The organism is Flavobacterium sp. 9R (genome assembly GCF_902506345.1).
Lineage (GTDB): Bacteria > Bacteroidota > Bacteroidia > Flavobacteriales > Flavobacteriaceae > Flavobacterium.
Map to the genome: position 1 here is coordinate 1 of NZ_LR733413.1, position 21,023 is coordinate 21,023.

General features: G+C 35.7%; 19 protein-coding genes and 2 tRNA genes. 8 read left to right on the top strand and 13 right to left on the bottom strand.

Translation table 11 applies throughout. The features are described from left to right. The 3 genes from FLAVO9AF_RS00005 to FLAVO9AF_RS00015 form a co-directional block, all read left to right on the top strand. The coding region (locus FLAVO9AF_RS00005; RefSeq protein ID WP_159682195.1) for a gliding motility-associated C-terminal domain-containing protein at positions 1 to 1,382 on the top strand (1,382 nt) is incomplete at its 5' end. Positions 1,383 to 1,437: 55 nt separating this feature from the next. Continuing rightward, positions 1,438 to 2,349: a type IX secretion system membrane protein PorP/SprF gene (locus FLAVO9AF_RS00010; protein WP_159682196.1), complete on the top strand. Its 912-nt coding sequence runs from the start codon at positions 1,438 to 1,440 to the stop codon at positions 2,347 to 2,349. Positions 2,350 to 2,361: 12 nt separating this feature from the next. Further along, complete coding sequence (locus FLAVO9AF_RS00015; protein ID WP_159682197.1) at positions 2,362 to 4,305, top strand: OmpA family protein; 1,944 nt, start codon at positions 2,362 to 2,364, stop codon at positions 4,303 to 4,305. A gap of 52 nt (positions 4,306 to 4,357) precedes the next feature. On the opposite strand, the gene FLAVO9AF_RS00020 is transcribed toward FLAVO9AF_RS00015, so the two are convergent. Both FLAVO9AF_RS00020 and FLAVO9AF_RS00025 read right to left on the bottom strand, forming a co-directional pair. Next, a complete protein-coding gene (locus tag FLAVO9AF_RS00020) occupies positions 4,358 to 5,506 on the bottom strand; it encodes a peptidogalycan biosysnthesis protein (protein WP_159682198.1) in 1,149 nt (382 codons plus the stop codon). Between the two features lie 172 nt (positions 5,507 to 5,678). After that, positions 5,679 to 6,167, bottom strand: a complete 489-nt coding sequence (locus FLAVO9AF_RS00025; protein WP_159682199.1) for a DUF1761 domain-containing protein — start codon at positions 6,165 to 6,167, stop codon at positions 5,679 to 5,681. Positions 6,168 to 6,347: 180 nt separating this feature from the next. Between FLAVO9AF_RS00025 and FLAVO9AF_RS00030 the strand changes: the two genes are divergently transcribed. Further along, positions 6,348 to 7,166: a Two component regulator three Y domain protein gene (locus FLAVO9AF_RS00030; RefSeq protein ID WP_159682200.1), complete on the top strand. Its 819-nt coding sequence runs from the start codon at positions 6,348 to 6,350 to the stop codon at positions 7,164 to 7,166. Positions 7,167 to 7,299: 133 nt separating this feature from the next. Here FLAVO9AF_RS00030 and FLAVO9AF_RS00035 read toward each other — a convergent pair. Next, a tRNA-Met gene (locus FLAVO9AF_RS00035) sits at positions 7,300 to 7,372 on the bottom strand. A gap of 35 nt (positions 7,373 to 7,407) precedes the next feature. Next, positions 7,408 to 7,480, bottom strand: a tRNA-Met gene (locus FLAVO9AF_RS00040). A gap of 150 nt (positions 7,481 to 7,630) precedes the next feature. Between FLAVO9AF_RS00040 and era the strand changes: the two genes are divergently transcribed. After that, the gene (gene era, locus FLAVO9AF_RS00045) at positions 7,631 to 8,512 is read left to right on the top strand and encodes a GTPase Era (RefSeq protein ID WP_159682201.1); all 882 of its coding nucleotides are present in this window, start codon (positions 7,631 to 7,633) and stop codon (positions 8,510 to 8,512) included. A gap of 242 nt (positions 8,513 to 8,754) precedes the next feature. On the opposite strand, the gene FLAVO9AF_RS00050 is transcribed toward era, so the two are convergent. Further along, positions 8,755 to 9,315, bottom strand: coding sequence for a hypothetical protein (locus FLAVO9AF_RS00050; RefSeq protein ID WP_159682202.1), 561 nt, complete (start codon positions 9,313 to 9,315; stop codon positions 8,755 to 8,757). Between the two features lie 74 nt (positions 9,316 to 9,389). On the opposite strand from FLAVO9AF_RS00050, the gene der reads away from it, so the two are divergent. After that, entirely contained in the window at positions 9,390 to 10,700 is a 1,311-nt protein-coding gene (gene der / locus FLAVO9AF_RS00055) for a ribosome biogenesis GTPase Der (protein WP_159682205.1), read from the top strand. A 65-nt stretch (positions 10,701 to 10,765) separates the two neighbouring features. Here the strand turns inward: der and FLAVO9AF_RS00060 are convergent, their stop codons facing one another. From FLAVO9AF_RS00060 to FLAVO9AF_RS00090, 7 genes are all read right to left on the bottom strand, one after another. After that, positions 10,766 to 11,788: a hypothetical protein gene (locus tag FLAVO9AF_RS00060; RefSeq protein WP_159682208.1), complete on the bottom strand. Its 1,023-nt coding sequence runs from the start codon at positions 11,786 to 11,788 to the stop codon at positions 10,766 to 10,768. A gap of 93 nt (positions 11,789 to 11,881) precedes the next feature. Next, on the bottom strand, positions 11,882 to 12,649 hold the full coding sequence (locus FLAVO9AF_RS00065) for a DUF2490 domain-containing protein (RefSeq protein ID WP_236552248.1): 768 nt from the start codon (positions 12,647 to 12,649) through the stop codon (positions 11,882 to 11,884). 205 nt (positions 12,650 to 12,854) lie between these two features. Then, positions 12,855 to 13,667: a YgcG family protein gene (locus tag FLAVO9AF_RS00070; RefSeq protein WP_159682212.1), complete on the bottom strand. Its 813-nt coding sequence runs from the start codon at positions 13,665 to 13,667 to the stop codon at positions 12,855 to 12,857. A 3-nt stretch (positions 13,668 to 13,670) separates the two neighbouring features. Continuing rightward, positions 13,671 to 14,108, bottom strand: a complete 438-nt coding sequence (locus tag FLAVO9AF_RS00075) for a TPM domain-containing protein (protein WP_159682214.1) — start codon at positions 14,106 to 14,108, stop codon at positions 13,671 to 13,673. A 58-nt stretch (positions 14,109 to 14,166) separates the two neighbouring features. Next, complete coding sequence (locus FLAVO9AF_RS00080) at positions 14,167 to 14,754, bottom strand: LemA family protein (RefSeq protein ID WP_159682216.1); 588 nt, start codon at positions 14,752 to 14,754, stop codon at positions 14,167 to 14,169. A 31-nt stretch (positions 14,755 to 14,785) separates the two neighbouring features. Further along, complete coding sequence (locus FLAVO9AF_RS00085) at positions 14,786 to 15,118, bottom strand: MerR family transcriptional regulator (RefSeq protein WP_159682218.1); 333 nt, start codon at positions 15,116 to 15,118, stop codon at positions 14,786 to 14,788. Positions 15,119 to 15,178: 60 nt separating this feature from the next. Beyond that, positions 15,179 to 16,150: a M23 family metallopeptidase gene (locus tag FLAVO9AF_RS00090; protein WP_159682220.1), complete on the bottom strand. Its 972-nt coding sequence runs from the start codon at positions 16,148 to 16,150 to the stop codon at positions 15,179 to 15,181. 321 nt (positions 16,151 to 16,471) lie between these two features. Between FLAVO9AF_RS00090 and alaS the strand changes: the two genes are divergently transcribed. Beyond that, complete coding sequence (alaS, locus tag FLAVO9AF_RS00095) at positions 16,472 to 19,102, top strand: alanine--tRNA ligase (protein WP_159682222.1); 2,631 nt, start codon at positions 16,472 to 16,474, stop codon at positions 19,100 to 19,102. 61 nt (positions 19,103 to 19,163) lie between these two features. On the opposite strand, the gene FLAVO9AF_RS00100 is transcribed toward alaS, so the two are convergent. Continuing rightward, positions 19,164 to 19,940 (bottom strand): CPBP family intramembrane glutamic endopeptidase, encoded by a 777-nt coding sequence (locus FLAVO9AF_RS00100; RefSeq protein ID WP_159682224.1) that lies wholly within the window; start codon positions 19,938 to 19,940, stop codon positions 19,164 to 19,166. A 130-nt stretch (positions 19,941 to 20,070) separates the two neighbouring features. Here FLAVO9AF_RS00100 and FLAVO9AF_RS00105 point away from each other — a divergent pair, with 130 nt between their 5' ends. Further along, a complete protein-coding gene (locus tag FLAVO9AF_RS00105; protein WP_159682225.1) occupies positions 20,071 to 21,021 on the top strand; it encodes a GSCFA domain-containing protein in 951 nt (316 codons plus the stop codon). Positions 21,022 to 21,023 lie beyond the last annotated feature (2 nt).

Sequence of the window (21,023 nt, forward strand, 5' to 3'; positions counted from 1 at the left end):
TGAGTATTGATGCAAATGGTAATTTAACCGTTGCTCCAAACACTCCAAGTGGCACGTATACTATCACGTATGAATTATGTGAAGTAGGTGCAACCCCAGCGAATTGTGATACAGCAATAGCTACGGTTGTAATAAACACTATCGACGCTGTAGACGATGGCTTACAACAGGTAGTAAGTTTGTTTGGAAAAACAATCAATAGTGTTTTATTGAATGATATTTTTAATGGAGTATTATTAACCCCAGCTACATACAACACAGTTAGTTTAAGTGGAGTAACAGTTCCAACAGGGTTTACCTTAAATTCAGACGGTTCTATTGATGTTGCAGCAGGAACACCAATAGGTACTTACACAATTGTGTATCAAATTTGTACTAAGAGTACTCCGGTTTTGTGTGATCAAGCAACAGTTATCGTTGAGATACAGAATTTACCAGCCCCAGCTCCACCAGTGGTTTTTGCGGATGATGATACTGTTGGATCGATTGATGGAATTAATGGTGCTACAAATGTTATTTCAATATTGTCTAATGATTTTATTGGTCTAGCTGCGGCAACAGCAAATAACGTAAACATAAGTATCATCACTGCTGATGCTACTGGTAGTTTAATACTAAATCCTGACGGCTCAGTGGATGTGAAAGCAGGAACACCAGCAGGTACGTATACTTTTGTTTATGAGATATGCACTAAAAACACTCCTGTAGTTTGTGATCAAGCCACAGTAACAGTAACAGTTGTTGCACCAGTTATTGTTGCGACCAATGATGATTACAGCAACCAACCTATTGATTCTTCAAAAGGAACTGTATTGGATATTTTAGCCAATGATAGGCTGAATAACGGAACGGTAAGTGCTCCTCAAGTAGTGATTACTATTGTTGATACTAATGGGATAGCAGGGGTTACGGTAGACGCACAAGGAAAAATAACTATTCCAGTTGGAACCCCAGTTGGTACCTATGTATTGACCTATAGAATTTGTGATGTGGTTAATCCTAACAATTGTGCCACGGCTACGATTACTATAGTTGTAAAAGACCCTTGTGATTTTGATGATAGTGCCTCTTCTTGTGATATTTTAATACACAATGCTTTTTCTCCGAATAATGACGGAAGAAACGAAGAGTTTCTAATAGAAAGAATAGAAAACTATCCAGAGAACACCGTTGAAATCTATAACCGTTGGGGAGTACTAGTTTTTGAAGTGTCGGGTTATGATAATGCTTCAAAAGTGTTTGTTGGATTGTCAGAAGGCCGTGTAACAGTAAACAAAGCCGATGCTCTACCTAATGGAACCTACTACTATGTGGTTAAATATAAAAAACCAATTAGTGGAGTAGTAAATCAAAAAGCAGGATTCTTATACTTATCAAGATAAACTAAACAAAGAATAGCCTGAGCTATACAAAACTCAGGCTAAAATAAAATATACAATGAAAACAAGAATAGTTACTTTCATTACAATGTTACTTGCTATAGTGAGTTATGGTCAACAAGATGCACAATTCACTCAGTATATGTACAACACCATCAATATCAACCCAGCTTATGCAGGGAGCCGAGGCGCTATGAGTATCTTTGCTTTGCACCGTACGCAATGGGTAGGTTTGGATGGAGCACCTACTACTAATGCAGCATCGATTAATACTCCTATAAATAGCAGTAATTTAGGGTTAGGAGTTTCATTTGTAAATGACAAAATTGGGCCCACAAATGAAAACACTATTTCTGCTGACTTATCTTATACCATTCCAACCTCAGAGAATTTCAAACTTTCTTTTGGAATGAAAGCCACAGCAAATTTATTTAATTTGAATGTTGATAAACTGAATCCCGCAGATCAAGGTGATCCACAATTTCAAAATTTAAGAAACGTATTTACCCCTAATGTTGGTGCAGGAATCTACTATCACTCAGATAAAGCTTATCTAGGACTATCAGTGCCAAATTTTATTCAAACTAATCGATACGATGATAATCAAGTGGCAATTTTCAAAGAGAAAATAAACTACTATTTAATTGGAGGTTATGTGTTTGATTTGTCAAATGATATCAAATTCAAACCCGCATTTTTAACCAAATTAGTCGAAGGTTCTCCGTTACAAGTTGATGTTTCTGCCAACTTTATGTTCATAGAAAAAGTAGTCGTTGGAGTAGCCTATCGTTGGAGCGCAGCAATGAGCGCGATGGTTGGGTTTCAAGTTACAGATGGAATGTATATTGGGTATGGATACGATTTAGAAACCACCAATTTAGAGAACTATAATTCAGGTACGCACGAAATTTTCTTGCGATATGAAATCTTCAAAAACAACGAAAAAGTAATAACCCCAAGGTTTTTCTAAAAAAAATAAACGATGAAAAGACAGTTACTTCTTTGTCTTGCTATAACCTCTTTTTTGAGTAATTCTGGTTTTGCTCAAAAAGCCAAGATAGCATCCGCTGATAAGAAATACAATAGTTATGCGTACATTGATGCGATACAGACCTACGAGCGACTTGCTGCAAAAGGTTATCAATCGGGAGAAATGTTTGAGAAATTGGGTAATGCCTATTATTTTAATTCTGATTTTGAAAAAGCAGCTCAATCTTATGAAAAGCTATATCAATTGCAGTCAGAATTAGCACCAGAGTATTATTACCGTTATGCTCAATCATTAAAAGCTTCAGGAAAAGAAAAAGAAGCGGCAAGTGTATTGGCTAAATTCGAAAGCAAATCTGCAAACGATAGTCGAAGCAGACGCTTGAGAAACAATAGCGATTATTTAGAAGATATTAAAGCTAATGTTGGCATCTATACCATTGAAAATGCTGGAATCAATTCTAAATATTCTGATTATGGAAGTGCTATTGTTGATAATAAATTGATTTTTACTTCTGCAAGAGATACTGGAGGAGTAGGTCAGCGTAAACACGCTTGGACAGGTGAACATTTTACGAATTTGTATGCCGCTGGTGTTAACGGAGAACTTATTCCGAGTAATCCCGTTCGTTATGATGCAAATGTTAATTCTAAATTCCATGAAGCTACACCAGTGTTTACCAAAGATGGTAACACTATGTATTTTACCAGAAACAACTATTTGGACGGTAAAAAAGGAAAAGATGCCAACAAAGTTACGTTGCTTAAAATCTATAAAGCCACTTTGGTAAACAATAGATGGACAAATGTAACCGAGTTGCCATTCAATAGCAATAACTTCAGTACTGCACATCCTGCCTTGAGTCCCGATGAACAAACGTTGTATTTTGCCTCAGATAGACCAGGAACTATTGGGCAGTCTGATTTGTATAAAGTAGTCATCAATAGCAACGGAACTTATGGGGAACCCATCAATTTAGGAGCAGAAATTAATACTGAAGGAAGAGAAACTTTTCCATTTGTAACCAAAGACAATCAATTGTATTTTGCTTCAGACGGTCACCCTGGACTAGGAGGATTGGATATTTTTACTTCCAAAATCAACAACGATGGTAGTTTTGGCGAAGTTGAAAATGATGGGGCAGAAGTGAACTCTCCCAAAGATGATTTTGGATACTACAGAGATAGCGAAATCAATAAGGGATTCTTCTCTTCCAATCGTGAAGGAGGATTGGGTTCCGATGATATTTATCGATTTACAAGTAGAGACAAGTGCAAACAAATCTTAAAAGGAATAGTGACAGATAGTGCTACTGGTGTTGCTTTGGCAGGTGTACAGCTGATTCTTTTGAATAAGCAATACAAAGTGATTGCAGAGACCACATCTGATGCTTCAGGATATTATGCTTTTGATGTAAATTGCAGAAAAACTTACCATATAAGAGCTAACAAAAAAGACTATACTTCAAAAGAGACAAAGCTTAGAACTCCTGAAGTAACTGGAGAGACAAAGCTTGATATTCAGTTAGAAAGTACTATTTGTAGAGTTGCAGTTGGTGATGATTTGGGTAAATGTTTTGGCATCAAAATGATTTATTTTGACTTAGATAAGTCTACTATTCGTAAAGAAGCCGCTTTGGATTTAGCCAAAATATTAGATGTTTTGATGCAAAATCCAACTATGAAATTGGACATTCGTTCTCATACCGATTGCAGACAAACAGCAAAATACAATTTATTATTATCAGACAGAAGAGCAAAAGCAACAATTGCTTGGTTGGTATCAAAAGGAATCGATTCCTCTAGGCTTACCGGACGAGGTTATGGAGAATCACAACTCATTAACGATTGCGGATGCGAACCTACAAATGCCTCAAACTGCACTGAAGAACAACATCAAATGAACCGCAGAAGTGAATTTATTATAACAGCACTCTAATTATTTTTTCAAAACTAAAAAGCTACTTAATCAAGTAGCTTTTTTTATGGAGTTATTTAAATGGATTTCGTTCTTGCCAAATTGTTTTTGGTTCAAGATAATGAAAGAAGCGGGGTAAAAAATAATTAATTATTGGGTTTTTATGCTCCATTAATCCATACATAGTTTCTGGTTTCGCTCCAACAGAACTTTTGATTTCTAATGCTGTTCTGGCAAAAATTATGGTTTTGAATTCTTTTTTTATTGAATAAGCAATCATATCATAAAGCATGTTCAAATACAACATTTTTTCTCGTTGAATGGTCTCATCATAACCTAAAAAATAGGTGTCCATAGTGTCGCCATTTTTGATTAATGTATTGAAGCCAATTAATTTTTCATTCAGAAAGTAACCATAAAATAAGAAATGGTCTTTCCATATTTTTTTTAAGTTACTGAAATGATTCTGAGATAGAAAAAAAGAGTTAAATGGAGCATTTTTGGCAACGTGATGATAGAGTTCATAAATCAATGCCTCATTTTGTTCTATTTCATCCAGAGCTAATTTTCGTTTAATTATGCCTTCGGCTTTTTTTCTAGCTCTTTTATATTGGTCTCTATATTTCTTGGATAAAGCGTCTATATAATCTTGTTCGTTGTTCCAATGTTCAGGAATTGAGAAAATCATATTGGGTTGCGTAGTGAATTGAAAAACAGATCCAAATGGCGTTTGATTGATTTTGTCTTTTTCGGCTTTAGAGAAATCTTTACTGGTTCTTAAATGAATTTGAATTTCTTCCTTTTTTAACATTCTTTCGATGCTATTTCGGGCCTCAAAAAGCACTTTTATTTGTTCATCGAAAGGGATAAAGTCCAAAAAAGTATAAGCATTTTCACCAGTTAACATACAGTTGCCAAGAAATAAAACGTGGGAAGAAAAACGTTTAAAAGCAAAATTTCTAATAATTGTTTTTAAACATTTATCGCGTTCTCCAAACGATTCTAATTTGTTTAAATCTAAAAACTGACTTAAGGCAACACCCACTAATTGGTTATTTTGAAACACACCTATGAAAAAACATCGCATATTCTCAGGACACGATTGTTCAAGTATTTCAAAGTATTCTCTTTGTAAAAAAATAGTAGAGTTGGCAATTGTATTCCAATTTTCAGGAAGTTCATTTGCTGATTGATAAATTGTAAATGAGAGAGATGTATTCAATTAGATTAAAGTTGGTATAAATGACAAATTTAATCTAAAAAGTCATATATGGTTGGGTATTGCAAAAAGAACTCAAATTAAGGCTTTGAATAGTAAAAAAAGCAGTAGTAGAGTAATAATGTATTAGTATAAAAAAAATGCGTTTCTACAGATTTGAAACGCATTTTTAATTTTATGTCCAGCCACAAATAATGGCGCCCATAATAGTTAGTGTGACTATCCAATATCCAGAATGAATAAAGATGTATTTCCAAGATTTTCTCTCAAATAAGCCATTAATGGCAATCATAGGAAAAGCAAAAAACAAACCGCTAATAAAACCGTGCAATGCGCCGTGTTTAAAAGTTCTGAAGGCGGTTCCATAATCAGCCATAAAGGCCGTGAAAGAGGGGAGAACCTCGTTTACTTTTGCCGGACCACCAACCATTCCAAGTGCTCCCATTTGATGAATAGTTAATGTCATTTCAATAGAAGCAATAAATAAAGAAAAGAGGTAAGTGAAGCCGAAAATTTTTAACATATTTCCTGTTTTTAGCTGGTCTTCAGTTAATCCTGCTTCTTTCATCCAAATGGTTCCAAATACTTTCGGATGATACCAAACAAATCCGACAAAAAGTGTAATAATAGCCGCTACAAATAGTGCTACAAAATTCATTTCCATAATCAACTGGTTTTAAGGTTATTATTCAAATATACAAAAAAGGTTCAAGTTTGGTTGGTAATTTTTTTTGTAGGATTTGAAGGCTTCTTTTTTTTATTGATGTATTTTGTCGATTTTATTTGCATTTCACCTTTAAGTATTCTATTTTTAAAAAGTTTATTTAAGAATATTTTAACAGCTATGAAAAAGGTAATTTGTCTACTGTTTTTGTCTTTAACTGCAAGTTCATTTGCTGCGGTTCCAGCCCTAGAACGCGAGGTTTTGTTAGAATTATATCATTCTACAAATGGCTATCATTGGAAAAACAAATGGAATTTAGCCGCTCCAGTTGCTACTTGGTATGGTGTTACTGTTCTAGAGGATAAAGTAGTAGGTCTCGATTTGTCTGATAATAATTTGTCAGGTTTATTGCCAGAATCTATAGGTAATTTATCATCCTTAAAGAAAATAAATTTTTGCAATAATCGAATTGAGGGTGCTATTCCAAAAACAATAGGTAATCTAACGGCTCTTACGCAGCTAAATTTATCACATAACCAACTTTCAGGAGTGATACCATCATCAATTGGAAATTTATTGAATTTGGTGCAAATAGAGTTGTTTATGAATAAATTAAAAGGGAGCTTGCCATTTGAGTTAGGTAAGTTAAGTAAACTCGAAGTTTTATCTATTTACAATAATGAAATTGAAGGCAAAATTCCAGTTTCCTTATACACTATACAATCTTTAAAAGTGATGTTATTAAGTGGAAATCGCTTAAATGGAGAATTGCTCTCTGATATTGTTAAGCTGAAAGATTTAGAAACATTGAGTTTGTTTGATAATGAGTTGAAAGGTTTGATTCCTAAAGAATTAGAAGCATTAAAAAAATTAAGAGAATTGAACATTTCTTATAATCAGTTCAATGGACCTGTATCCAAGAATTTAGTTGATAAAGATGCTTTGAATATGACGATGTTGACCTCTAACGGAAAAATTGTTTTGCTAGAAACAATATAATTTGTATCAATACGCTTTTAGATTTAGTTAATAAAAAACCTGCTTTTAGCAGGTTTTTTTGTGGAGTATCATAAGAATTGACTAAAGTTTTGGGTATAAAAAAACACCAGCTTTTTCAAGTGGTGTTTTCTAGTAGCGGGAACTGGACTCGAACCAGTGACCTTCGGGTTATGAGCCCGACGAGCTGCCTACTGCTCTATCCCGCGATGTGCGTTTTGTAATCTCAGTAAAATTAACTTAGTAGCGGGAACAGGACTCGAACCTGTGACCTTCGGGTTATGAGCCCGACGAGCTGCCTACTGCTCTATCCCGCGATGTTTCGGGTGCAAATGTACGACGTTTTTCTAGAAATACAACCAAAATTTAAAAAAATGTTTTATTTCGTCTATTGAGTTGATATGGCTACCTTTGCAGCCTATATCTTTTACATCGAATTTTGCGAAGTAAAATTAAATGAATTAAAAATGACACATAAAGCCGGTTTTGTAAATATAATTGGAAATCCAAACGTTGGAAAATCAACACTAATGAATGCTTTTGTTGGGGAACGATTATCTATTATTACCTCTAAAGCACAAACTACCAGACATAGAATTTTAGGAATTGTAAATGGAGACGATTTTCAATTGATTTTGTCCGATACTCCAGGAATTATTAAACCCGCTTATGAAATGCAAGAAGCAATGATGGGTTTTGTAAAGTCGGCTTTTGAAGATGCCGATGTTTTGATTTATATGGTGGAGATTGGCGAACAAGAATTGAAAGACGATGCTTTTTTTAATAAAATTATCCATTCTAAAATTCCTGTTTTGTTGTTGTTGAACAAAATTGATAATTCGAATCAAGAGCAATTGGAAGAGCAAGTAGCTTTTTGGACGGCCAAAGTTCCAAATGCCGAGATTTATCCGATATCTGCCTTGCAAAATTTTAATGTTCCTGAAGTGTTTCAAAGAATCATTGCTTTGTTACCTGAATCTCCAGCCTATTATCCTAAAGATCAATTAACGGATAAACCGGAACGTTTTTTTGTAAACGAAACGATTCGCGAAAAAATATTGTTGAATTACAGTAAGGAGATTCCATATGCTGTAGAAATTGTTACCGAAGAATTTTTGGAAACAGATACTATTATTCGTATTCGCTCTTTGATTATGGTAGAGCGTGATACACAAAAAGGAATTATCATTGGTCATAAAGGTGCCGCTTTGAAAAAAGTAGGAATGGATGCCCGTGTTGATTTGGAAAAATTCTTTGGCAAACAAATTCATATTGAATTGTATGTAAAAGTGAACAAAAATTGGAGAAGCAACGCCAATATGTTGAAGCGTTTCGGGTATAATCAGTAGGGACAGGTCGTGACCTGTCCGTACGGATGTTTGGGAAAATAGTTTAATCAGTAGAGACAAGTCGCGACTTGTCTCTACTTTTTTTTTAGCCCAGATCGTAATGGAAACCCCGTAGTACCAAAAACTAGTGGTTCTTGTGCTGGCAGAGCGACCAACGGAAGCTCCTGCAAGCGCATTAGAACCGCAGTTTTTTGGAACGAGGAGTTGTAATGGAGAGCTGGATTAGCTCCTAATAGGTAGGGTTATTCAATAATTTTTAAAAAGACTTTTTCTAAGTCGTTCATTTGTTTTTCGCCGTTGGATCGGATTTGTCGGGCGATGACATAGAGCAGAAACCAAGCAAAAATCATCATAGAAAGTACGATTAAATCCCATTGTGTGGATTCTTTCAGGACATAATGTGTGTAGGCAATACCGCAAAACACGATGAAAGTACCTGCAATCATAAAATGGAGAAACATAAATAAGGTCCACAAAGTTGGGTCTGGCCCGAAGAGTCCACGGATATGGGTTTCGTTTTCGGATTTTTTTTCTAATTCGAGATGCAAATGGGGAGACCAATATCTTTTTTTATCACCTTTGATGTTGAGCCAAATGTGATAGCCTCTGATTTTGGCATAATAATCTGGCGATTTTTCATAGATGAATTTTTCGAATTTGGAACGTAAAATATCCGCGTTTTCGTTGATGTCTTTGTAAAATCGTAGGCGTAATCTAATTTCGTTATCTGGGGTCATAGCTTTTGGGGAATTGGGTTTGGTATAGTTTAGTTGTGCTAATATATCAAAAAAATTGATTCTCATCGTTTTAAACACTACCTTTGCACGCCTTAACCGCAAAAGTGTGCGCTAAGGATAACTATTTGAATACGAATAAAATGAATAATATTGTTGCGATAGTAGGAAGACCTAATGTAGGGAAGTCAACCCTTTTTAATAGGCTGATACAAAGAAGAGAAGCTATTGTAGATTCAGTTTCTGGGGTAACCAGAGATAGAAACTATGGTAAAAGCGAGTGGAACGGAAAAGAGTTTTCTGTGATAGATACAGGTGGATATGTCCGCGGATCTGATGATGTTTTTGAGGGAGAAATCCGCAAACAAGTTGAATTGGCAATAGATGAAGCCGATGTGATTGTTTTTGTGGTAGATGTAGAAGAGGGAATTACACCGATGGATGAAACGGTGGCTAAGTTGTTGCGTAAAGTGACAAAACCTGTTTTATTGGCCGTAAATAAAGTAGATAATGCGATGCGTGAGAAAGACGCAGTGGAGTTTTATAATTTAGGATTAGGAGAGTACTTTACTTTTGCGAGTATTTCTGGAAGTGGAACGGGAGATTTGTTGGATGCTTTGATCGAAGCTTTCCCAGTGAAACCAGAGCCTGTAAAAGAAGAAGTGGTTTTGCCACGTTTTGCTGTAGTAGGACGTCCTAATGCTGGAAAGTCAAGTTTTATCAATGCTTTGATTGGTCAAGATCGTTTTATGGTTACGGATATTGCGGGTACTACTCGTGATGCTATTGATACTAAATTTGATCGTTTTGGATTTGAATTTAATTTAGTAGATACAGCTGGAATTCGTCGTAAGGCCAAAGTAAAAGAAGACTTAGAGTTTTATTCTGTAATGCGTTCCGTTCGTGCTATTGAACACGCTGACGTTTGTATTTTGGTGATTGATGCTACTCGTGGTTTTGAAGGTCAGGACCAAAGTATTTTTTGGTTGGCAGAGAAAAATAGAAAAGGGGTAATCATTTTGGTTAACAAATGGGATTTGGTAGAAAAAGATACGATGTCTACTCGTGATTACGAAGAGAAAATTAAAAAGGAATTGATGCCATTTACAGATGTGCCTATTCTTTTTGTTTCGGCTTTGACTAAACAACGTTTGTTGAAAGCGCTTGAAGCGACTGTAAAAGTATATGAGGATAGACAACAAAGAATACCTACTTCTAAGTTTAACGAATTTATGTTGAAGGTTATCGAGGCCTATCCACCACCAGCTACTAAGGGGAAATATGTGAAGATTAAATATTGTATGCAGTTGCCAACAGCTACACCGCAATTTGTGTTTTTCGCGAATTTACCACAATACGTAAAAGAACCTTACAAACGCTATTTAGAAAATAAAATTAGAGAACAATGGGATTTTTCTGGTGTTCCGATTGATATTTATATTAGAGAGAAGTAAAAGAAAAGTGAACATAAAAAAGCCTCCAAAATTTTGATTTTGGAGGCTTTTCTTTTGGATTAGATTTACTCAATTCCTACACAAAACAGTTTCAATTTGAGCTTGTAATCAGGGTTTAGCGGTTCATTGGTTTGTGCTAAACGTTGCGATCCTACATTCGCTGGACAAGCAATATCATTGGTAGCGTCGTAAATGATTCTTTTACCGTTTGAGTTTAGGAGTAATTCTTTGGGAACATAGATTTGTACTTTGGTAATCGAATAGCCTGAAGGAAAATAGCGGACATAATATCCGTCAGGATGTAAGGTCCAAATGCCACTTGGTACATCGGTTCTTGGTGGTGCAAAACCAGCAATGATAGCATATTTTTCCATCTCAGCATAGCTGTAGTTTCCTGAGGCAACCAATTTTCGGATTTGATTTTCGGCTTCAAAAATAGTTTGAATTCCTTCTGGTAATTTGCTTTTTGCTTTTTCCATTATATTACCAGGTAATATGCCTAGCGCGCCACCTTCTAATTTCAATAAGTCTTGCGGTGAAAGTAAAGTGATAGCTGTCAACTTTATTTGGCCACTATAATCGGCGAATTTAGTTCGAGCAATAATTGCCCATAACAACATTTGGATATCGTGTTGGTGTACTTCTGGATGTTTTTCAGCATTTTTTAAAATCGTAGTTACAATTTCCTCCTTTGGACCCAAAGTCGGGGCATACATATAACCATCGCCACTAGAAGGAGCAAAAGTTCCTGCCATCAAACAATAACTTTTGGTAGTCATTTCATAAAATCCCTCACAAAGGACATAGCCACCATCAGGAGCTTTGGGAAGTAAATAAAGCGGTTGCGCTTTTTCGTTAGCTTTAAAATCAGGAAGTTTAGATCCAGTTTTGTCTACATCTTCGAATGAAGTGGTTATGGCAGCAGGTTGTTTCAGGATTTTGTCAACCCCTAATGCTTTTGACGCGACAGCCGATCCCGCACTTAACACTTTGTCTTTAAGTCCGCCAAATTGGGCATAAGCGGTAAAAGTCAAAGAGGTTTGTAGTAAGATAATGAAGTAGCTTGTTTTTAATAGGTTCATTTTCATAAATATAGGGCGTTTAAAATCAGCCCAAATATAAAGGAATAAATATTTTCGTACTACTTTATTTATGAAAAAAAGTAAAACTTAATAAATTCTTTACCAATGCATTTTATGAAAAATACTCAGTCTTATGATGTCTCTATTGAAATAGTCGACCCCGCTAGGACGTTGTTGAAAGCTCTTTAGATACCCAAGTTCCACAGAGATATTTTTGTTGATGCCATATTGTAAGGCAGCATAGATTCTATTTTGGTCGAAGGTGTTGTAGAAGATACTTTTTCCAGCATTTAGCATAATCTCATCATATACAATTGCTTTGAGATATTGTTTTTCTTTTTCCCAAAACTGAAATTCTGTCTGCAATCGGTAACGAAATCGCCAACTGAAGGTAGTGCCATCTATAAGTCCTGTTTTAGAAGCGTTGTGTATGAACCGTTCTTCAACCTGTAGTCTTTGGTTGAGGGTTATCTTTTTTAGATTGAACTTATACGTTACATCCTGCTGTCCTCTATATTCAGGAATTTCAAAATCAAAGTCCTGTTTTGGGTCTTGTGTATAAACTGAAAAGTAAGTGAAACCAGCTCCAGTTTCTATATTTGAATTCCATTTGTATCTACCTTGGATTCTAAAAACAAATAGATTTTCGGCAATTGGTTTCAAGAAAACGCGATTGTCAAATTCTGTATGAATGGACCAATTGTCGTTTACCGTCAGTAAATTATAATAGCGAATCCATAGAATATTCTGATGATCAACTTTTTTTTCATTTTGTGCCGAGCTAAGTGTACAAAGGAATAGTAGTATAGGATTCAAAAGACTGTTGTATCTACCTATTTTTTTGTTTGTATAAAAATGTGTTTTCAATAGAAAAAATAAATTTGACGCAAATATATATTATTAATTCTATAAAATTAGTAGAATTATTAAAATATTTTTTATCTAAAAGCAAAGCGCTGATTAACAAGGTTTTTTTGGTTTGGTTTTAAAATAAAAACAGCGCAATGAACTATCATTGCGCTGTTTTTTATGCTTTTGTGAATGTGTTTTTACACTAAAGTAGAAGTTTTACTTACCAACTTCCACTCGAACCTCCACCAGAGAATCCGCCACCGCCGAATCCGCCTCCGAATCCGCCACCGCCAAAACCTCCGCCAGATGAACCACCAAATCCGCCTCCGCCGCCACGGCCAAGGTTACTTAAAATGATAACATCTAGTAGGCTAGGGCCTCCGCCTCCTCGGTTTCCTGAATTGCCACCGCCTTTGTTTTTAGAGAAAATAATAATCAGCACGACAACAATAAAAATCAAAGGTAAAATGGGAAAGCTTTTTCCTGAAGCTTTTTTTCGTTCTCCTTTGTATTTACCTTTGAAAACATCAAAAAGCGCATCGGTTCCTTTATCTATTCCTTTATAATAACTTCCTGCCTTGAATTCTGGTGTAATGATATTTCGGATGATTTCTCCTCCAATTCCAGCAGTTAGTCGGTCTTCGAGTCCGTAACCAGGATTAATGGCTATTTTTCTATCATTTTTAGCAATCAAAATGATGACACCATTATCTTCCTTGGCTTGTCCTATTCCCCAAGTATGCGCCCAATTGGTCGCCAGTTGATTGACGTTTTCATTCTTCAGACTTTCAATAGAAATTACTACAATCTGAGTGGTAGTCGAATCCGAATAGCGAACTAATTTTTCTTCTAGTTGCGCTTTTTCTTCAGCACTAAATAAATTCGCATAATCGTAGACCGAAGTTTGAAAACTAGGTTTTTCTGGAATAGTAAATTGTGCAAAGGTGTACTGAAACGTTAAGAATGCTATAAGCAAAAGAGGTAATCGAAAAATCCCGTTGGAATTTGAAGCATTTAATTTGGAATTTTTCATAGATTATCCTTTAGAAATTTCGTTTGACAATTCATTAGTATCACCTTCTTGCCAAGGGAAATATTTTTTAAGTTGTTCTCCAGCATTTAAAATACCATCAATCAAACCTTGTTTGTAATTTCCTAATTTGAATTGGCTCACCATAGCATCGCGAGTGCAGTCCCAAAAATCAGGAGCTACTACATCGTTTATGCCTTTATCGCCACAAATCACAAAGGTTTTGTCATTCACTGCAAGATAAATGAGTACACCATTTTGTAATTCGGTAGCATCCATATTGAGTTCGTGAAAAACCTCCATAGCACGGTCATAAGCATCAAGAGAAGTGGTAGCTTCTATATGAACTCTAATCTCGCCCGAAGTATTCTTTTCTGCCACACGAATGGCTTCTACTATGGCACTTTCCTCTTCTTTAGTTAAAAAGTCTTCTACTTTTGACATTTGTTTAGTTTTTTTATTGGTATAAAAAAAGCCCCTCCTTCGGAGGGGTTGGGGAGGTTTAGAATTTAACTTCCACAGGTTTTTCTGCACCTTCAACAGCTTGGAAATAAGCTTTTTCTTTGAAACCAAACATTCCAGCAAAAATAGAGTTAGGGAAGGTTTTTATGTGCGTATTGTAAGGTTTAACCGCTTCGTTGAAACGAGTTCTGGCAGTCAAAATTTGATTTTCAGTGCTAGCTAGTTCGTCTTGTAATTTCAAGAAATTTTCGTTTGCTTTTAAATCAGGGTACTTTTCAACAGAAACTAATAATTTCGATAATGAAGAGGAAACACCTGATTGTGCAGAGTTGAATGCGGTTAATTGTTCTGGGGTAATGTTGGTTGGGTCAACAGTAACCGAAGTAGCTTTTGCACGGGCTTCAATAACTGCAGTCAATGTGCTTTTTTCAAAGTCAGCAGCACCTTTAACAGTATTTACTAAGTTTCCAATCAAGTCATTTCTTCTTTGGTAAGAAGTATTGACATTACCCCATGCTTCGTTGATGGTTTGTTCGTAACCAACAGCAGTGTTGTTAATTCCTTTCACCCAGCTATAAATTCCAAATATCACTACAGCTGCAATAATCCAAGGCAAAAATCTTCTCATGTTTATTTAATTTAGTTGTTAATTTTAATTTTTAAAGTTCTGTTTTTATTTGTATTAATTGTGTTTTTATGGCTTCTAATTTTCGAATAATTTCAAATTTATCCAAGGTTTTCTTTTGACCTTCTTTCAAATGGGTTTTAGCGCCTTCTAAAGTAAAGCCTCTTTCTTTGACCAAATGATAGATTAATTGTAAATTTTTGACATCTTCGGGAGTAAACATTCGGTTCCCCTTGGCATTTTTTTTTGGTTTTAAAATATCAAATTCACTATCCCAGAATCGAATTAAAGAGGCGTTAACGCCAAAAGCTTTGGCCACTTCGCCAATGCTGTAATATCTTTTATCTGGTGCTAATTCTATATGCATTTTCTCTTGTTTTTTTAACGCTCTTTTTATAATTATACGAACCGATTACTGTTTAAAATATTAATCTAGTGACTGGTTTTCTTGGTTGGCAGCATTAGAAATAGCAACATATTCTACCGCTGAAATTGAACCGTAATAAAAATTCAACGGATTCACTACTTTACCATTTTTATGCACTTCATAATGCAAATGCGGAGCTTCCGAACGTCCTGTGCTTCCTACATAACCAATGATGTCTCCTCTTTTAACACGCTGTCCCGCTCTGCATTTGTATTTACTCAAATGTGCATAGAGTGATTCGTAACCATAACCATGCCGAATTACAATATGATTCCCAAATCCAGAAGCTGAGTTGTCTGCTCTAGCTACAATTCCGTCGCCACTAGCAAAAATTGGTGTTCCCGTTTTTGCCGTAAAATCCATTCCCTCATGCATTTTACGTGCTTTAGTAAACGGATCGGTACGATAACCAAAACCAGAAGCAACATGTCTTAATTTTTCATTTTGCACTGGCTGAATGGCAGGAATACTGGCCAAAAAGTCCTGTTTGGCTTCTGCCAATTTCAAAATAGCATCTAAAGATTTTGATTGAATCGCCAATTCTTTACTCAAAACATCTACTTTCTTCGTAGTTCTAATCACCAATTCAGAATTGTTATAACCTTGCAAAGCAACATAACTTTTTTTGTAGCCCGATTTACGCTCTTCTTCAGTTATGGGAGCCGTATTAAAATAGGTTCTGTACAAATTATTGTCTCTCTCAGCCATTTGGTCAGCAACTACTTGCAATTGCTCCAGTTTTTTATTTAAAATCGAATAATTTAGCCTCAAATTTTCAATCTCTCTTTGCTGAGCTCTATCATTTGGAGTCTTAAAATAAGGCACATTCAATAGAATCACAAACGACAAAAAACCAAACAAAGCCGAAGCAACAATAAATAAGGCAGCAAAACCAAACTTTTTTCTCTTCTTGGGCGTAATTTTTCGGTACGCTAATTTTTCGGAATCGTAATAATATTTTACTTTCGCCATAGTTTAAAATACCCTATTTTTGCAACCTGTAAAGAGTTAGTCGAACAAATTTAATAAATGTTTCAAATCTTCTTTCTTTTTACATAAATAAAATAAGGGCCTAATCCAGCTATTCGTTGCAAGTTCTCGGTTACAAGCCTTTTTTTTCTAGCTACGTCAGGAGCTTCCTCCGGTCGCTCTGCCCCAGCAAGAAAAAAATAGTCTTCTAATCCTCAAAGCTTTCCACTACTATCTGGGGCAAAAGTTGAGCGGTTACATTCCCGTTTCGTCATTTCGAGACACTCAAGAACCCATCAACAAATAACCGATTAAAAAATAGAAATGAAATCACAAGACGTACGTAAGCAATTTTTAGATTTTTTTGAAAGCAAAGGACATTTAATCGTTCCATCGGCTCCCATAGTGCTAAAAGATGACCCAACGCTGATGTTCAATAACTCAGGAATGGCGCAATTCAAAGAGTATTTTTTGGGTCTAGGAACGCCAAAGAGCCAACGTATAGCCGATACTCAAAAATGTTTGCGTGTTTCAGGAAAGCATAATGATTTAGAGGAAGTAGGTATTGATACCTACCACCACACGATGTTTGAGATGTTGGGGAACTGGTCTTTTGGAGATTATTTCAAAAAAGAAGCCATTCATTGGGCTTGGGAATTACTGACAGAAGTCTATAAAATTGACAAAGACATATTGTATGTAACTGTTTTTGAAGGAAGCGTTGAGGAAAATGTTCCTTTCGACCAAGAAGCCTATGACATTTGGAAAACTTTAATCGCTGAAGACCGAATTTTATTAGGAAATAAAAAAGACAATTTCTGGGAAATGGGAGACCAAGGTCCTTGTGGTCCTTGTTCCGAAATTCACGTAGATATTCGTTCAGCCGAAGAAAAAGCAGTAATTGATGGTAAAGAATTAGTGAATGCTGATCATCCTCAAGTGGTGGAGATTTGGAATAATGTATTTATGGAATTCAACCGTAAAGCGGATGGTTCTCTTGAAAAATTGCCAGCACAACACGTTGATACGGGTATGGGATTCGAACGTCTTTGTATGGTTTTACAAGGGGTTCAATCGAATTATGATACGGATGTGTTTACCCCAATTATCAGAGAAATCGAGACGATTACTGGTACAACCTATACCATCAAAGCTTCCAATGAAGAAGAAGAAAAAATAAATATTGCGATTCGTGTTATTGCAGATCACGTTCGTGCAGTTGCTTTTGCCATCGCCGACGGGCAATTGCCATCCAACACAGGCGCAGGATATGTAATTCGAAGAATTTTACGTCGCGCTATTCGTTACGGCTTTACTTTCTTGAATACCAAAGAACCTTTTATCTATAAATTAGTAGATACGTTAAGTGCACAAATGAGTGCCTCTTTTCCTGAAATTCGTTCTCAAAAAGCCCTTTGTTCTAACGTAATTCGTGAAGAAGAGAGTTCGTTCTTGCGTACGCTAGATCAAGGTTTGGTTTTACTAGATGCCGTGATTACAAACAATCAAAGCAAGGTGATTGATGGTAAAAAAGCTTTTGAATTGTACGATACGTATGGTTTTCCAATTGATTTAACAGCTTTGATTTTATCTGAAAAAGGATTGCAACTAGACGAAAAAGTTTTTGAAGAACAATTACAATTGCAAAAAGAACGTTCACGTGCGGCTTCAAAAGTTACTGCGGGTGATTGGAATGTAATTGTAGAAGATGATATTCAGGAGTTTGTAGGATACGACCGTTTGCAGCACCAAGTAAAAATCACAAAATACCGTAGAGTAGAGAGTGTAAAAGACGGAGAAATTTTTCAATTGGTTTTTAACGCGACTCCTTTTTATGGGGAAAGTGGTGGACAAACAGGTGATAAAGGGTATCTAGAAGCTAGTAATGGCGACATTACTTACATCATTGATACCAAAAAAGAGAACAATCAAACGATTCACTTGGCAAAATCATTGCCTGATAATTTAACCGATACTTTCCAAGCGATTGTAGATGTGAAGCAAAGAGCAAGAACTTCTTCTAATCATACTGCAACCCACTTGTTGCATCAAGGTTTGAGAAAAGTGTTAGGAACACATATTGAACAAAAAGGTTCTATGGTGCGTTCGGCTTCTTTACGTTTTGACTTTTCGCACTTCTCTAAAGTGTCAGACGAAGAATTGAAAGAAGTAGAAAACTTTGTAAACGCTCGTATTCGTCAAAGTTTACCATTGATAGAGAAACGTGGTATCCCAAAAGAACAAGCATTAGAAGAAGGTGCTATCGCTTTGTTTGGAGAAAAATATGGCGACTTGGTGCGTATGATTAAGTTTGGAGATTCAGTAGAGCTTTGTGGAGGAACACACGTGGCGAATACTTCTGAGATTTGGCATTTCAAAATTGTTTCAGAAGGTGCTGTTGCTGCAGGAATTCGCCGAATTGAAGCGATTACAAGTGAAGCGGCTAAGGATTTCTTTGAAACACAATTGATTACTTTTGGAGAAATGAAAGAGGTGTTGAAAAATCCAAAAGACCCAATCAAAGCCATTTATGGATTGCAAGACGAAAATGCTCAGTTGAAAAAGCAAATAGAAGCGTTGCTAAAAGACAAAGCCAAGAATATGAAAGGCGAATTAGCAGCTGCTTTTCAAGAAATAAACGGAGTGAAATTCTTAGCGCAACAAGTAGATTTAACTGCTGAAGGCGCCAAAGATTTGGTGTATGAATTAGGTAATTTAGGAAACAATATTTTCATTGTTTTGGCTACTGTAAATGAAGACAAGCCAATGTTGACCTGCTATATTTCTAAAGAATTAGTAGCTGATAAAAATCTAAATGCGGGACAAGTAGTTCGCGAATTAGGGAAATACATCCAAGGAGGCGGAGGTGGACAACCTTTCTTTGCTACAGCTGGAGGTAAGAATGCAACAGGTGTTTCTGAAGCTTTAGAAAAGGCTATTGATTTTGTGAAATAAAATTCTAATAATAAATAGAGCCCTATCGTTTTTATGAAATGATAGGGCTTCTTTGTTGGTATCAGTTAGAAAGTTGCTGTTTCATAAAGGCTTCTGCGGTATCTTTTTTTCTGCATTCAATAATTCCTAAAATTCCAAAAACTATTGGGGTAATTCCAAATAGCAAGGAAACACCAATAAGTAGAGGTTCCGATTTTACTTCTTTTGGGATAAAAGTGATAAAGATAAAAACCACAAAATCCCAAAGCCAATGCACAATCATTGCAGGAATGATGTTGATGGATTTAATTCGCATCGCCAAGAATAAGATTCCCGAAAAAGTAGCCATAAAAGCTTGTAAAGTACTGCTAGCAAAGTCACCTGTAACAAACCCGTTAAGTACGTGAACGGAACCAAAAAGCAAACTAACCACAAGTATTGATTGTAAATAAGAGTATTTTTGAACAAAACTATTCAATAAAATCCCTCTAAACATAAGTTCTTCGGAAACCCCAACTACAAAAGTGTTGCCTAAAACCAGTAATAAAGTACCTGCATCAACATTTCCTTTCCACAGTACAACAACTAGTAAAAGAGAAATCATAACCATTGGATAGATATAAATCCTGTGTTTTGCATTGAGAGTGCTATTGAAACCAACATCTGTTGTTAGTTTTCTTGTAAACATATAAACTAACAGAATGAAACAGGCTAAGAAAATACTGTAGGAAGGCTGGGAGCTTACCATTTCGTCTAGTTTAACTTCTTTGCCTCCAGCTAGAAAAATGGAGCCGTACAAAGTGATAGTTGCCCAGATTACAAGCAGTATCAAAGCAAATGGGATGGGATTTTTTTTCATAAATAATTGGTTTTGGTTTGTAGTTAATTTTAATTAAATTAAACTTACAAAAAAAAAAGGAATACCTTATTTAAATATATGTGTTTAATTTTGAGTAAATTAACTGGAATTGCCTTTATATCAATGTACTATGGATTTTAAAACTACTGTTTCTATTCCAATAACGAATACGCCGATAGTTTATTCGTCACAAATACTACTCTTAGGTTCTTGTTTTGCTGAAAATATGGGGGATAAATTGTGCTATTATAAATTTCAAACCCAAGTGAATCCTTTTGGTATTATTTTTAACCCATTTTCTATTGAAAAACTTATAGAGAGAGTGGTGTTACAACGCTATTTCACCAAAGATGATATTTTTTTCTTCAATGAAAGATGGCATTGTTATGAAGTGCATTCTGAGTTGAGTGATGCTGATGCCGAAGTAGTGTTGAGTAAACTGAACCGAATTCTTTTAGACACCCAAAAGCAATTACAGCAAGCGACCCATATTATTTTTACCTATGGTACTTCGTGGGTATATCGGCATATTGAAACCAATGCAATTGTAGCGAACTGCCACAAAGTGCCACAAAAGCAATTTACCAAAGAGTTGTTATCGATTGATAGCATCCAAAAATCGATTCAAAATACGGTCTCTTTGATTGAAACCATAAATCCAAAATGTAATTTCATTTTTACTGTTTCGCCCGTTCGCCATCTCAAAGACGGTTTTGTCGAAAATCAGGTAAGTAAAGCGCATTTGATTGCTGCAATATATGCAATAACAAACACTAAACAACAAACATTAAACTATTTTTCCAGCTACGAAGTTATGATGGACGAGCTTAGAGATTATCGTTTTTATGCCGATGATATGATGCATCCTAGTTCAATGGCGATTGATTATATTTGGGAACGATTTGCTGCCACTCAGATTGACGCCAATGCAATAGCTACAATGGAATTGGTACAAACCATACGAAAAGGGTTGGCGCACCGTCCTTTTAATCCTTATTCAGAAAGCCATCAGAAGTTTGAGGCGAATCTGAAAGAAAAAATAGCTACATTAGAGGCACAGTATTCATTTATGAAATTTTAGTT